This is a genomic window from Xylanibacter caecicola (assembly GCF_013166515.1).
GTDB lineage: Bacteria > Bacteroidota > Bacteroidia > Bacteroidales > Bacteroidaceae > Prevotella > Prevotella caecicola.
On sequence record NZ_JABKKJ010000009.1, the window covers coordinates 1 to 14,254 of the forward strand.

Below are 14,254 nucleotides of genomic sequence, written 5' to 3' on the forward strand. Positions count from 1 at the left end.
GATAAAACGCCTCTTCGAGACCTCTTTGACAAAACTAAATTTCAAAATGACAAAGAACGATTTGGACCTGATGGACCAAGTTTATTTGATTTTTAACAACGTCCCAATTTTAATGGGACACTAGTGATACATTGTAGTTTATAAATTATTACTTGTCAATTAAAAATCGCATTTGCCTGTCATTTTGTCATTTCAAAACTGTCGTCAGAATGTTGTGTTCTACGTATTAAAAGTTGTTAAGAGCAATCGCGGATGATGAAAAGACATGCTTCTTGTGACAAACAGACGTGCTTTTCTCCCCAATATCACGTGCAAAAGAGAGTAAAATGCGTGCTTTTAGGGTCATAAATGCCGCATTTAGCAGGGTAAAAGGGCTGCTTTTGGAACGTAATTAGGCAACTTTCGCATAGTAATCAGGCAACTTTATAATTCCAAACGATGCACACTTTCTTTCTTTTGGATGTAATATATTGATATCAAATATGTTATGTCTGCACACGATTTTTGGCGTTTTTTAGCTTTAGATGCTTTCTTTTTCCGGAACATCGCAGTATTTAGGGGTTGTGAAAAAGCAAAAAGAAAGGAGAATTCAATTTATAATTTACAATTGATAATTTATAATTCATAATAGGGAAAGCCAATAAAAATTTGGTGATGCAGACGCCTGTTGAGAGTAGGGCTGTACCATGGTGCAGCCGAAATTCCGTTTGTAGGCATGTTATTGGGCGGCTGCACCGGGGTACAGCCCTACGAGTTGAATTGAAATCAGGTAGATGATTTGTATTACAAACCGCCCTCTTGCCTTATAAAGTGCGCCACTTAACATCGTAAACCTACGCATTTTGCCCTGTAAACCTACGCACTTTGCAGCGTGATGTTACGCACTTTGCAAGCCAAAGTGGCATACTTTGGCTTGACAAATCTCTCTGTGCCGTTATTGTGAAACCTATTTTATCTTGTTGAGCAGATACTGGTTAAGTGCCTGTATGTGCCTGCTCTGTTTCGTAAGGTTCATGCGTATGGAATGCAGGTCGTTGAAAAGGTCGCTGAAAGCATTCTGCATCATGTTGGGTTGTCTTTTTGTCTTGTCGGCACACGGATTTACAATCACTTTAATACCTTTTCCGATAAGCGATATGTCGACATCTTCACCTGTCATAGTCGGGTCGCCGTCGTAATGTATAAGTCCCGGTCTGTCGCGCCGTATGTGCAGCTTCTTTGTCCGGAATGTCTTTATTTTCGAGTTCTTGTCAAGCGTTTTGTTGAATATGTCGATGCTTATCTGCGGAGCATCGAGTACGTCGAACGGTTCCATGATTATCACATCAAGAAGTCCGTCGCTCATGGACGCTTGCGGTGCAATATAGGCATTGTTCCCATATTGTGAGGCATTGGCGCACGATATAAGGAATGCCTTGTGTATGTGTGTGCCGTTCTCGTCGTGCACTTCGTATGTCTCAGGACGGTATTTAAGCCCCTCGCGAAGAACGTTTTCTATATATGTAACGGGACCCCGCTTGCCGGCTTCGGAAAACTTCATGCTTATAAAAGCATCGAATCCCATTCCGCATGTACAGAAAAACGGATTGTCGTTAATTATTCCGTAGTCGAGACTGTGTATTTCGCAACGGTTAATCAAGTTTATTGCTTTTCCTATATCCATAGGCAGCATAAGGTGGCGTGCCAGTCCGTTGCCCGAACCGCATGGTATTATGCCAAGCGCGGTGCCCGACTGGACAATAGACCGTGCAACCTCGTTCACTGTTCCATCGCCCCCGACAGCCACTACAATGTCCGTACCTTTTTCTTTTGCTTCCTTTGCTATTTCCGTTGCATGACCGGCATACATCGTATTGACGACCGAATAATCGAATTTCTCTTTATCCAGACGCTCTTCTATCAATCCGGGAATGCCGGCTTTTCTTGCCGTTCCCGAGATTGGATTCATTATAAAAAGGATGTTCTTCTTCATAAAATGATTACGTGCAAAAGTACTAAATATGGCTAATAAAACCACATGACAAGGGTAATAATTTTGTACAGGATACACTTTTCTATAAAAAATATACATAGTTTTATACATTTTTCGTATTTTTGCAACTCATAACATTTATAAAGGTTATAATATATATCAATTATATATAATGGGACTATTACAAGAAAGATACAAGAAATACCGTGAGCCACAGAAATTCATGGATGCTGGCGTGTATTGTTATTTCCGTGAGATAACCGGAAAACAGGGAACAGAGGTTCTGATGGACGGACGTAAGGTTCTTATGTTCGGCTCTAATGCATATACTGGATTGACAGGAGATCCGCGTGTGGAGGCGGCAGCAAAGAAAGCCATAGACCAATATGGTACGGGATGTGCCGGAAGCCGCTTCCTTAATGGAACGCTCGACATACATGTCAAGTTGGAAAAGGAACTTGCCGAGTTTGAGCATAAGGACGATGCACTGTGCTTTTCAACAGGTTTTACTGTAAACTCCGGCGTCATATCCGTTGTCTGTGGTCGTGCAGACTATATCATTTGCGATGACCGCGACCATGCAAGTATCGTGGACGGACGCCGTCTTTCATTTGCAACATGCTTGAAATATAAGCATAATGATATGGCTGATCTGGAGGAGCAGCTTAAGAAATGCCGTCCGGAGGCAATAAAGCTTATTGTTGTAGACGGTGTGTTCTCAATGGAAGGCGATCTCGCAAATCTGCCTGAAATCGTGCGTCTTAAAAAGAAATACAACGCTTCCATATTGGTTGACGAGGCTCACGGACTGGGAGTCTTCGGAAAAGAGGGACGTGGCGTTTGCGATCATTTCGGAGTTACGGATGATGTAGACCTTATTATGGGAACATTTTCAAAGAGTCTCGCAAGTATCGGAGGCTTTATAGCCGGCGACAAGGATACGATAAACTATCTGCGACATACGTGCCGTACATATATATTCAGTGCTTCAAATACACCGGCAGCCACTGCCGCAGCCATGGAGGCGCTGCATATCATACGCCGTGAACCTGAGAGAATGGAGAAACTGTGGCGTGTGACAAATTATGCCTTGACGCGTTTCCGTGAGGAAGGTTTTGAAATAGGTGAGACGGAAAGCCCGATAATCCCTCTTTATGTACGTGATGTAGACAAGACATTTGTCGTGACAAAGATGGCTTTCGATGCAGGCGTGTTCATTAATCCGGTGATACCTCCTGCGTGTGCGCCTCAGGACACACTGGTGAGGTTTGCGCTTATGGCAACACATACTGAGGAGCAGGTTGAGCGTGGAGTGCAGGCTTTGAAGAAAGTCTTTGTAGAGCAAGGCATAATAAAATAGTATATTTAAAATTTGCAGGTGTAAAAAAAACATGTTACCTTTGCACTCGCAAATCGAAAATGGGTTTGCAGCGGGGTGTAGCGCAGTCCGGTAGCGCGCCTGGTTTGGGACCAGGTGGTCGCAGGTTCGAATCCTGTCGCCCCGACGCAACAAAAAATAAAGTGCAACGTTGAAAGCGTTGCACTTTTTATTTGACGATATAGTGTGTGCTACATTTCATCATTTCGTATGAAATGCGGAAAAGCGGGCTCGCCAATATGCGGATCGTACTCAAATCCTTTGTATGAGAAAGCATACAGACTGTCGGCATCTGTGATTTTATTTTCAAGTATGAAGCGCGTCATTGCTCCACGGCAGGTTTTGGACCATACAGCCTGCACCTTTAATTCGTTGCCCTTTCGTATGTAGAACATCGGCTGGATGACATTTACTTCGCGGCATACGCGTTGCCAGTCGAAAAGATGTTCGTATTCTGCCGTTGATAGATGCAGCAGTGTGTTGTCGTCTGTCTTCACGCTGTCTATGAGTATGTCTGTCAGTTTGTCTTTCCAATATTGGTATATGGGCTTATTGCCTGTAATGTCGAGCCTTACGTTATGTTCCATTCTGTACGGCACGATGCCGTCCAAAGGGCGCAGAATGCCGTATAGAAAACACGTTATCCAAAGGTGATTCCTGGCAAAATCCAAAGAGTCTTTATTTAAAGTCTCTGCTTTCAGGTGTTTGTATGCCTGTCCGTTGTATGCCATTATTGCCGGCATGCGGCACGCCGAGAGAAAGTTGTGATAGCGCAAAATGTTCTTTGCTGCCAGCTTTCTGTTACATCCAAGCTGTTGTGCGGCATAATCAATGTCCATCAATGACATTTCGTGTGCCAGCAACTCTGCCGTTTTCTGAAATATAGGGACAGTCTTCGGCATTGTTGCAGACTTGTCAAACATTATTTTTGCATTGGCAAGTAATATCTGCATGTTGTAAATATTTTTAAGAAAAGCCTGCGTTATCTTGTCACGGGCTTGTCTGCCTTTGTCCATCCAATGTATCCGCAGTCAAGTTCAATGACGTTGAACCCCTGCTTTGCAAGAATGCCGGCGGCTTTCTTGCTGCGTTTCCCACTGCGGCAATATACGGCTATTGTCTTGTCTTTAGGCAGTCTTGTAATAGCATTGTCCTTAAAGTCGTCCTTTAGGACATCGATATTCATAGCTCCGTCGATGTGTCCTTCGGCATATTCTTCTGCTGTACGTACATCAAGTCTTATAACTTTTGCCGTATCGGCGATTATCTGTTCAAACTTTTCAGCCCCGATACTTTCAAAACCTTTTGTCTGTGCGGTACACCCAAGCAGGCTGCACAACATAGTGATAATTCCCATTATGCGTAATTTTATCATTAAGTAGATGTTCAAAATTAAACGTATATATTAATCTGTAGATGCTATTATTTACTTTATCATTATCTTGCACGTTCTTTCTGGCTGTTGTTTATCACAATTGCTATAGAAAAAGGAAAAGTCCTAAAGTATAAAACTTCAGGACTTTCACAAATTTCCGCGGTGCGTACGGGACTCGAACCCGTGACCTCCTGCGTGACAGGCAGGCATTCTAACCAGCTGAACTAACGCACCTTTGAGGCTTTTCTGCGGTATGTACGGGACTCGAACCCGTGACCTCCTGCGTGACAGGCAGGCATTCTAACCAGCTGAACTAACACACCTTCTTAACTCTTGTGCCTCATTTGCGGTTGCAAAGGTATGAATATTTTTTGTATTGTACAAACTATATCTTGTTTTTTTTGATAAAATATTGCATTATGACCGCATTATGGTGCTTTGAACCGTCGTATAACCAGTCTTTGAGTTCGGCAGATTGTGTAAATCCGGCATTATTGAACATCTTGATAGAGTTGGTATTGTCGGAATTTATGTAAGCATAGAGCTGATGAAGGTGTAATATATTCTTTGTATATTTGATGATGTGCTGTATTGCGGCTTTGGCATATCCCATGTGCCTGTATCTGTTTTGTATCACAATACCTATTTCTGCCCGCAGGTGTCGTGGGTCGAAATCTACAATATCAACAATGCCTACAACGTCATGACTGTCGTTTTCAATGATCAGTCTTGCTTGTCTGTCTGTATATATGTCGCCTTTTGCATTTGCAATGTATTCATGGAGAATGTAGCGTGAATAGTATATATTGTTTACTCCCACATCCCACAGCATCTCGTCGTTTTCTATTTTATACAGAAGGTCGAGATCTTCAGGTTCTATAGCCCGAAGTCTGATGTCGGGCAATATGTCATTGCTGCTCATTTTAATATTTCCTGATTGGTTATTATCGTGCGGCTGTTTGCGTTGAATGTTCCCATCAGTATGTTCTGTTGGGGACATTGGGAGAATATATTCAGAATTGTCTCATATCTGAAAGCGTTTACATCATATACAACGTATGTGCATACCTTTTTGTTTATTTTGTGCATTAATGTAAGATGTCCTTTGGGATTTGACATCTCGTCGCATTCCTTGATCTTGAAATTCAATCCCTTTTTGTGTGCCAGATTGCAACACAGTTCCTTTGATTTTTCTGATACCAGGAATAAATATTCGATATCCTTGTTGTCATTGTGTGAAAATCCGAGAACTTTGTGTATGCGACCGAATATCATTCCCAGCAATGCGCATGCCGCCTTGAAATAGATAGCCAGCTTTATCGGAACGCTTATCCATGAGGCTACATTTCCATAGTGTTTCTTAAAGAAAATGAGCATGGCATCATAGAAGACATGTACATATCTGAAAGATGACTTTTGGGTGCTCTCACCTTTATAATGTAGTATCTTTATCGGCAGATACCAGTTGGTATATCCTTTTTTCAATATTCTGTATGACAAATCGATGTCTTCTCCATACATGAAGAAATCTTCGTCGAGTGCTCCCGCCTGTTTGACGGCTTCACGTCTTAAGAAACAATAAGCTCCGCTTATCACTTCTATTTGTCCCTGCTCGTCCCACGGCAAATAGCCCATGTAATACTTTCCGAACTTTTTGTTTTTGGGATATTTTGCACACAGTCCGCACATCTTGTAGAATGCGGTGAGAGGTGTGGGAAGCCCTCTTCTGCTTTCCAATGCTTTTTCTCCGTTGCATTTGAGCATCTGTACTCCAAGTCCGCCGGCCTCATCATGGCTGTCCATAAATGCCAGTGAGTCTTTTATAACGTTTTCTCCAACAATTGTATCCGGATTTAACAACAGTATGTAGTCGCTTTCCGTGCGGTTTATGGCAAGGTTGTTGGCACGTGCAAATCCCAGATTGTGGTTGCATGCAATGAACTTTACGTCGGTAAACCGTTGTTGCAGATATTCCACAGAATTGTCTTTGGAATAGTTGTCCACAACATATATTTCAGCTTCAATGCCTTGAAGAGCGCGATAGAGACTGTCAAGACACTGTTCGATATAATGCTTTACGTTGTAGCTGACAATTATTACCGTGAGTTTCATTTCCCCTCCGTACTTTCGTTGGTAAATCTTTCCTTACTCGGATATATGAAGAACATGCTTAAAAGTCCGATTATCGCCATATATCCGAACGCCACATTCATATATGAATAATATAATAATACGTTTACGGTCATTGGTAAGCCTATGAGAAAAAGTCGCAGCATACTCCATTTTAGAAGGTTGGTTTGCGGGCGGTTTGCAATGCTTTTCTTCACGAACTTAATCTTCAGGAGCTTGAGTGACAGTGGGATTAGGAGTAGTGTAAGCAACTCCATTGTTGTCAGGATCACAAACTCGGAACTTTTATTGACCGACAACGCACCGCTCAGTATGATATCACTTTCGTATAATACAATCATTATGATTGAAGCGGATATAAAAAAAAGAAATTCAGTGAAGAGGATTTTTCTTGTACTTATGATATTATTGTCCATATTTCTTAAATGCTGTGTGCTATTGCTTATGCTCAAAAGGAGTTCTGTTTATTATAGATCGTCCGAGTGTAACCTCGTCTGTATATTCAAGTTCGTTGCCTATAGATATTCCCCTTGCTATGACGCTTAGCCGGACATTAAACTGTGACAGTTTTCTTGAAATATAGAAGCCGGTGGTGTCACCTTCCATCGTAGGGCTTAGAGCCAATATTATTTCTTTTATTTCGCTGTCGTTTCCGACCCTTTCGGTCAGTGATTCAATCTCTATGTCGCTTGGTCCTATTCCGTCCATGGGCGATATAATGCCGCCAAGCACATGATAAAGCCCGTTGTATTGCCGCGTGTTTTCTATCGCCATGATATCCTGTATGTTCTCAACGACGCATATTACGGTTCTGTCGCGGCGTATGTCGGAGCAGATAGGGCAGATGTCCGTATCGCTTATGTTGTGACATGTGTTGCAATATTTTATGTCGTGCCTCAGATTGTATATTGCCTGCGAGAGCTGTTCCACGCTGTTCATGTCCTGACGCAGCAGATGAAGCATCAGCCTGAGCGATGTTTTGCTGCCTATGCCGGGCAACTTTGAGAATTCGTTTACGGCTTTTTCTAATAATCGGGACGGATATTGAAGGTTCATAAGGCTCTTTTTGTTCGGCAAAGGTACATGTTTTTCAGATAAATTCGCTACTTTTGTAGCAAAAATACGGTATTATTTTATGGAAATAAAGAATTCTGAATTTGTTGTCAGCAGCCCCGTTGTCAGCAAATGTCCTGATGATAATAAACCAGAATATGCTTTTATCGGAAGAAGCAATGTTGGTAAATCAAGTCTTATAAATATGCTTTGCAATCATAAGGGGTTGGCAAAGACATCCGCTACTCCTGGCAAAACATTGCTTATAAATCATTTTATAATAAATAAGGAGTGGTATCTTGTAGACCTTCCCGGTTATGGATATGCCCGTCGCTCAAAGTCTGTACAGCAGAAACTTCAGCAGATGATAATGTCGTATATACTTCAAAGGGAACAGCTGATAAATGTTTTCGTGCTTATAGACATACGCCATGAGCCTCAGAAGATAGACGTTGAATTTATCGACTGGCTCGGACAAAGCAACATACCTTTTTCAATAGTGTTTACAAAGGCAGACAAACTTACAGCTTCAAAGATAAGTTCCAATGTAAATTCATACCTTGAGAAGTTGAAAGAGACGTGGGAAGAACTTCCGCCTTATTTTGTTACGAGCAGCGAAAAGTGTATAGGGCGCGACGAGATACTTGATTATATAGAGCAGATAAACAAGAAACTATAAAACATTATATATAATGTCCGGTCAGATTCCATACTTAGACGTCCAATGCTTGACAAAGTCTTTCGGTGCACAGGTGTTGTTTGACAATATCTCGTTCAGCATTGCCGAAGGGCAGAAGGTGGGGCTTATTGCAAAGAACGGTACAGGCAAGTCAACACTTCTTTCTATTTTAACAGGAAAGGAAGCATATGACTCCGGCAATATTATATACCGCCGCGACCTTAAAGTCGGATTCTTGGAACAGTCGCCTGTGTTTAACGAAAACGACACCGTTCTTGATGCCTGCTTTAACCATAAAGGCTCGGACGAAGCACTGTTGCGTGCCAAGCAGATATTGACACGGTTGAAGATACGTGATCTGAACCAGACAATAGGTGAACTAAGCGGAGGACAGCTTAAGCGTGTGGCTTTGGCTAATGTGTTGCTGACAGAACCGGACTTGCTTATACTCGATGAGCCTACAAACCACCTTGACCTTGACATGATAGAGTGGTTGGAAGGATATCTTAACCGTGGTAACAAGACATTGTTAATGGTTACGCACGATCGTTTCTTTCTTGACAGGATATGCAGTGTCATATTGGAACTTGATGATAAGTCCATATATACCTATCGCGGCAATTATGCTTATTATTTGGAAAAGCGTCAGGAACGCATCAATAACACGCGTGCCGAGATACAGCGTGCAAACAACCTATATAGGAAAGAACTCGACTGGATGAGGCGCATGCCTCAGGCACGAGGTCATAAGGCACGTTATAGGGAAGATGCCTTTTATGAATTGGAAAAGGTTGCGAAGCGCCGTATCGAAGAGAGGCAGGTAAGGCTGAAGTCCAATAATGTATATATAGGAAGTAAGATATTCGAGTGCCAGTATGTTACAAAGGCATGGACACCGGACAATGTTATTCTAAAGGACTTTTATTACAATTTTGCGCGTTATGAGAAAATGGGCATCGTTGGCAATAACGGTACCGGCAAGTCCACGTTCATAAAACTGTTGCTCGGATTGGAACATCCTGACAGCGGAAAGTTTGATATAGGCGATACCGTACGTTTTGGCTATTTCTCACAAGAAGGACTGAAGTTTGACGAGCAGCAGAAAGTGATAGATGTGATAACCGATATAGCCGAGTATATTAATATAGGTAAAGGGAAACACTTGTCGGCATCTCAGTTCTTGCAGTATTTCCTGTTTACACCCGAGCAGCAGCATAATTATGTGTATAAACTCAGCGGTGGCGAAAAGAGAAAACTGTATCTTTGTACGGTTTTGATGAAAGACCCCAACTTCCTTGTACTTGATGAGCCGACAAACGATTTGGATATACAGACGTTACAGATACTTGAAGAGTATCTTTCCGACTTTCCGGGTTGTGTGATAATAGTAAGTCACGACCGCTATTTCATGGACAAGGTAGTTGATCATCTTCTTGTATTCAAGGGTGGGGGAGAAATAAAGGACTTTCCCGGCAACTATACGCAATACAGAGAGTGGAGCAGTATGGAATCTTCGGTTACTACCGCGCCAAAGGTAAAGGATGAAAAGAAGAAGGAGAAAAGCGGCAATACATCCAGACAACGTATGACGTTTAAGGAGAAATACGAGTTTGTGCAGCTTGAGAAAGATATAATGATGCTTGAAGAAGAGCAGAGAAAACTTGAAGAAGACTTATGCAGTGGAACTCTGTCGGTTGAAGAACTTACAGAAAAGAGCAAACGCCTTCCGGTGCTTAAGGACGAACTCGACGAGAAAACAATGCGCTGGCTCGAACTATCTGAATTGAAAATGTAAAAAGAAGTTAAAGTATATGCGGTTTTCAGGTCTGATAGCCGCATATATAAATAGATTTCCTTATCTTTGCACACGATTTTTAAGAAACCCAATTTATATATGTTTCATCCGAAACATAGTTCTAATCAAAAACAATTTCATACACTATATGTATAGCAAAGACGAATTACTATCAAAAGATATTGCCGCATTGGAAGATATTGCGGTTGAACTTGGTATTAAAGTCAGTTCAAAAGATAATCAGGAAGACATTATTTACTCAATCTTAGACAAGCAGGCTGAAGTTGAAAGCAACAAAAATCCGCTTTCAGCAAAGCGTCGTCGTACAAGAATTGTAAAGAAAGATACGGACCGTGTATATTCTGTTAATGGAAAGGATGGAGAGAACTTTGACCTTAAAAAGAACAAAGTCTCTGCCGATACGGTACAACTGTTCAAGGATATGGAAGAAGAAAGTGCGGATAATGTAGTAGAGGAAAAGAATGTAATTGCCGAAGAGGTGAAGCAACCGGAAGACATACCCGTATTCCCAAAGCATCGCGGACGCAAGTCCAAGGCAGAATTGGCTGCTCTCGAAAGGCTGGCTGCTGCTCAGAAAGCGGCAGAAGAAGCGGCGCAGAAGCAGCTTGAGGAAATGCCTGTAACTACATCTGACGTCAATGAAAATACACTTTCTTCTGAAGATGTTATACCCGAAGCCGAGTTTGCAAACAATACAGGCAATGTGAATGATGAACATAAAGACTTGCTTGAACAGCTGCAGGCAAAAGTAAATGCACACAATGAAAATCAGGAAGAGAGCAGAGAGGTTGCAATAGACAGTGTGTGGGAAGGTGACCCGTGTGATGGAACAGATTTTATTCCGGTGGTAGACCTTCCGATAGAAGACCATTCCGCATTGCCCAACTATGATATATTCGACAATCCTACAGCTCCGGTCGTTCCGCAGAACATGTCTTTCAGACAGCCCGTGCCTGCCAATGACACGTCTCTGTATGATTTCTCAGACATCATTACTGCAAACGGAGTACTCGAGGTAATGCCGGACGGTTACGGCTTTTTACGTTCAAGCGATTACAACTATCTTTCTTCTCCGGACGATGTATATGTTTCTGTTGCACAGATAAAGCATTACGGATTGAAGACCGGCGACGTGGTGAGTTGCCAGGTACGTCCTCCTCATGACGGAGAGAAATATTTCCCTCTTACAAGCATTAATAAGATAAACGGTCGCAATCCTTCGGAAGTCCGTGACCGCATACCTTTTGAACATCTTATACCTTTGTTCCCCGATGAGAAATTCATGCTGTGCGGAGATCCTGCTACAACGAATATGTGTACAAGGGTTGTCGATTTGTTTTCACCGATAGGTAAGGGACAGCGTGCACTCATTGTTGCTCAGCCGAAGACAGGTAAGACGTTGCTGATGAAAGATATAGCAAATGCCATTGCGGCAAACCACCCGGAGGCTTATCTCATGATGCTTCTTATAGACGAACGTCCTGAGGAAGTCACGGATATGGCACGCACTGTTAATGCCGAGGTTATAGCGTCAACGTTTGACGAGCCTGCAGAGCGCCATGTGAAGATTGCCGGAATTGTACTTGAAAAAGCCAAGCGTATGGTAGAGTGCGGACATGACGTAGTTATTTTCCTTGATTCCATAACACGTCTGGCACGTGCCTATAACACCGTATCGCCTGCAAGCGGCAAGGTGCTTACCGGTGGTGTGGATGCCAATGCGCTGCAAAAGCCAAAACGTTTCTTCGGTGCGGCACGAAACATTGAAGGCGGAGGCTCGCTGACAATCGTGGCAACGGCATTGATTGATACCGGCAGTAAGATGGACGAGGTTATCTTTGAGGAGTTCAAGGGTACGGGTAACATGGAGCTTCAGCTTGACCGCAGCCTTAGTAACAAGCGAATATTCCCGGCAGTTAATCTTGTTGCTTCAAGTACTCGTCGCGATGACCTGTTGCAGGATAAGACAACTCTCGATCGCATGTGGATACTCCGCAAGTATATTGCAGACATGAATCCTGTTGAGGCGATGAATACCATTCACGACAGGATGATGAAGACACGCAGTAATGAGGAGTTTCTTATAACAATGAACTCGTAGAAAATATGAATAAAAGGCGTTGCAGCTTGAAGATCTTGCAGCGCCTTTATTTTTTTATTGTCAGTTTATCATTGATTTTCAGTTAACATACAAATATTAAGTTGATGTTTAAAGATTGTTTCCCAAAATCCATTCTGGCAGGTATCTGCATATCTATCGGTTGTGTTGTCAATCTGCGCACCGGAGGTGTTGCCGGTGCCGTGTTGTTTGCATTTGGTCTTATAACCGTGGTCTATTACGGACTGAAACTGTATACAGGTACTGCCGGATTTATACGCCGTCATGGCGACTGGGGCATGCTTGCTACTGTGCTGCTTGGTAATATTTTAGGATGCCTTGTTTCTGCATCTGTAATACGTTATGCACAACCCGATTGTCTTGAACCTGCCATGGCTATTACATCATCACGCCTTGAAAAGGGTGCCGTTCCTTGTTTCCTGCTTGCGATAGGATGCGGTTTCATCATGACCACGGCAGTACATTTTGCGCGTAGTGGAAAAATGTTGCCCTTGTTGCTGGGAGTTCCGGTCTTCATTCTCTGTGGCTTTACTCATAGCATAGCAGATGCTTTTTATTTTATGCTTGTTCCGTCAGATATGCTTTTCAGCCTGTCTCTTCTTGTTGTTTATGTGTCTGAGGTCATAGGTAATTTTGTCGGATGTAATCTTTATCGGTGGGTGGTAAGAGATAATGGAATTTGAAAAGACAGATAAGTGTTAGGTTTTTGATAACAGTCGTGTTATTAAGTTTGTTATTATTAATGGATTTATATTCAGACACCTATAGTCTTTAAAACGGCAATTGTCATTTCCGGCAATGCTGCATGGCTGGCATTTAAGATTAGAGTATATTGCATTATCAGATGACTGTTGCCACCCTAAGAAGCCACATGCGGGTGTTGTGCTTCCCCATATGGATATTACTTTGGTACCGACAAGCGATGCAAGATGCATATTGGCAGAATCCATAGATATCATTATGTCAAGTTGTGACATAAGCGACAATTCCTCTTCTATAGTCATTGTTCCGGCTATACATATTGTCTTGTTGCTTTTTAATGATGTAAGTAATAATATGTCTTCTTTTGAACCGAATAAGAATATTTTGAATTCTTTTATACAAGACAATTCATGGATTACTTTTTTCATATAATCTAAAGGATATATTTTGTTTTTATATCTTGCCATAGGTGCAATGCCTATCCATTTTTCGTTATTCTTGTAATATAGACATTGGGGCTTCGGATTGTTCCCATTTGTTGGAATGCGGTCTATTATAGGCAATACATTTAAATCAAGTTTAAATAATGTTTCAGCATATCGCTGTATAAATGAACTTGATTTAATGTTTTTATTATTTATAATTAACAATCGTTCAAATCTTTTTTTGTTGACAATGGCAACTTTTATACCTCTAAGAATGAATGATATATCTATAATCCATGACAGTAGGATATTATGGAAATCTGCCACATAAGATATATCTTCTTTATGAAGCTCTCTGATAAGTCTTGTTATTCCGGTCAGTCCTTTATGCTTTTCTTGGAGTAAAATGAAAGAAATATTTTTCGGGCGATTAATGAAAATCTTCGAAAAGAAAGGACGTGTCAGTACTTTTATGTGTATCTCGGGATTGTTCAATGCCAGGCTGTATATTGCCGGTATTGTCATTGCTACGTCGCCAAGGGCAGATATGCGTATTATGAGTATTGTTTTATTTTTGTTTTTCATGACTTCCTTTTAAAGTGTAT

Annotated in this window: 13 protein-coding genes, 3 tRNA genes and 1 pseudogene; 7 read left to right on the plus strand and 10 right to left on the minus strand. The window is 41.8% G+C overall.

The window, feature by feature from the left end; translation table 11 throughout:
• Positions 1–96 (plus strand): annotated as a pseudogene (locus HPS54_RS06745) (IS4 family transposase); the annotation flags it as partial.
• 850 nt (positions 97–946) lie between these two features.
• Here the strand turns inward: HPS54_RS06745 and HPS54_RS06750 are convergent.
• Positions 947–1,972: a diacylglycerol/lipid kinase family protein gene (locus tag HPS54_RS06750; protein WP_172344706.1), complete on the minus strand. Its 1,026-nt coding sequence runs from the start codon at positions 1,970–1,972 to the stop codon at positions 947–949.
• A 172-nt stretch (positions 1,973–2,144) separates the two neighbouring features.
• On the opposite strand from HPS54_RS06750, the gene spt reads away from it, so the two are divergent.
• Positions 2,145–3,332: a serine palmitoyltransferase gene (gene spt / locus HPS54_RS06755; protein WP_172344707.1), complete on the plus strand. Its 1,188-nt coding sequence runs from the start codon at positions 2,145–2,147 to the stop codon at positions 3,330–3,332.
• A 71-nt stretch (positions 3,333–3,403) separates the two neighbouring features.
• A tRNA-Pro gene (locus tag HPS54_RS06760) sits at positions 3,404–3,477 on the plus strand.
• 64 nt (positions 3,478–3,541) lie between these two features.
• Here HPS54_RS06760 and HPS54_RS06765 read toward each other — a convergent pair.
• The 8 genes from HPS54_RS06765 to recR form a co-directional block, all read right to left on the minus strand.
• The gene (locus tag HPS54_RS06765) at positions 3,542–4,303 is read right to left on the minus strand and encodes a YaaA family protein (RefSeq protein WP_172344708.1); all 762 of its coding nucleotides are present in this window, start codon (positions 4,301–4,303) and stop codon (positions 3,542–3,544) included.
• A 29-nt stretch (positions 4,304–4,332) separates the two neighbouring features.
• A complete protein-coding gene (locus HPS54_RS06770) occupies positions 4,333–4,707 on the minus strand; it encodes a rhodanese-like domain-containing protein (protein ID WP_253951959.1) in 375 nt (124 codons plus the stop codon).
• Between the two features lie 178 nt (positions 4,708–4,885).
• Positions 4,886–4,959 (minus strand) — tRNA-Asp (locus tag HPS54_RS06775).
• A 15-nt stretch (positions 4,960–4,974) separates the two neighbouring features.
• Positions 4,975–5,048 (minus strand) — tRNA-Asp (locus HPS54_RS06780).
• Positions 5,049–5,110: 62 nt separating this feature from the next.
• Positions 5,111–5,647, minus strand: a complete 537-nt coding sequence (locus tag HPS54_RS06785) for a GNAT family N-acetyltransferase (protein WP_172344710.1) — start codon at positions 5,645–5,647, stop codon at positions 5,111–5,113.
• A complete protein-coding gene (locus HPS54_RS06790; protein ID WP_172344711.1) occupies positions 5,644–6,837 on the minus strand; it encodes a glycosyltransferase family 2 protein in 1,194 nt (397 codons plus the stop codon). The genes HPS54_RS06785 and HPS54_RS06790 overlap by 4 nt, the downstream gene beginning before the upstream one ends.
• Entirely contained in the window at positions 6,834–7,196 is a 363-nt protein-coding gene (locus tag HPS54_RS06795; protein ID WP_172344712.1) for a hypothetical protein, read from the minus strand. Before HPS54_RS06795 ends, HPS54_RS06790 begins: the two co-directional genes overlap by 4 nt.
• Before the next feature lie 94 nt (positions 7,197–7,290).
• A complete protein-coding gene (recR, locus tag HPS54_RS06800; RefSeq protein WP_172344713.1) occupies positions 7,291–7,911 on the minus strand; it encodes a recombination mediator RecR in 621 nt (206 codons plus the stop codon).
• 79 nt (positions 7,912–7,990) lie between these two features.
• Between recR and yihA the strand changes: the two genes are divergently transcribed.
• From yihA to HPS54_RS06820, 4 genes are all read left to right on the plus strand, one after another.
• A complete protein-coding gene (gene yihA, locus HPS54_RS06805; protein WP_172344714.1) occupies positions 7,991–8,587 on the plus strand; it encodes a ribosome biogenesis GTP-binding protein YihA/YsxC in 597 nt (198 codons plus the stop codon).
• A gap of 13 nt (positions 8,588–8,600) precedes the next feature.
• A complete protein-coding gene (locus tag HPS54_RS06810) occupies positions 8,601–10,382 on the plus strand; it encodes an ABC-F family ATP-binding cassette domain-containing protein (protein ID WP_172344715.1) in 1,782 nt (593 codons plus the stop codon).
• Positions 10,383–10,530: 148 nt separating this feature from the next.
• On the plus strand, positions 10,531–12,504 hold the full coding sequence (rho, locus tag HPS54_RS06815; RefSeq protein WP_172344716.1) for a transcription termination factor Rho: 1,974 nt from the start codon (positions 10,531–10,533) through the stop codon (positions 12,502–12,504).
• A gap of 104 nt (positions 12,505–12,608) precedes the next feature.
• Positions 12,609–13,205: a formate/nitrite transporter family protein gene (locus HPS54_RS06820; RefSeq protein ID WP_172344717.1), complete on the plus strand. Its 597-nt coding sequence runs from the start codon at positions 12,609–12,611 to the stop codon at positions 13,203–13,205.
• Positions 13,206–13,220: 15 nt separating this feature from the next.
• Here HPS54_RS06820 and HPS54_RS06825 read toward each other — a convergent pair whose 3' ends face one another.
• Positions 13,221–14,234: a glycosyltransferase family 9 protein gene (locus HPS54_RS06825; protein WP_172344718.1), complete on the minus strand. Its 1,014-nt coding sequence runs from the start codon at positions 14,232–14,234 to the stop codon at positions 13,221–13,223.
• Positions 14,235–14,254: the final 20 nt, after the last annotated feature.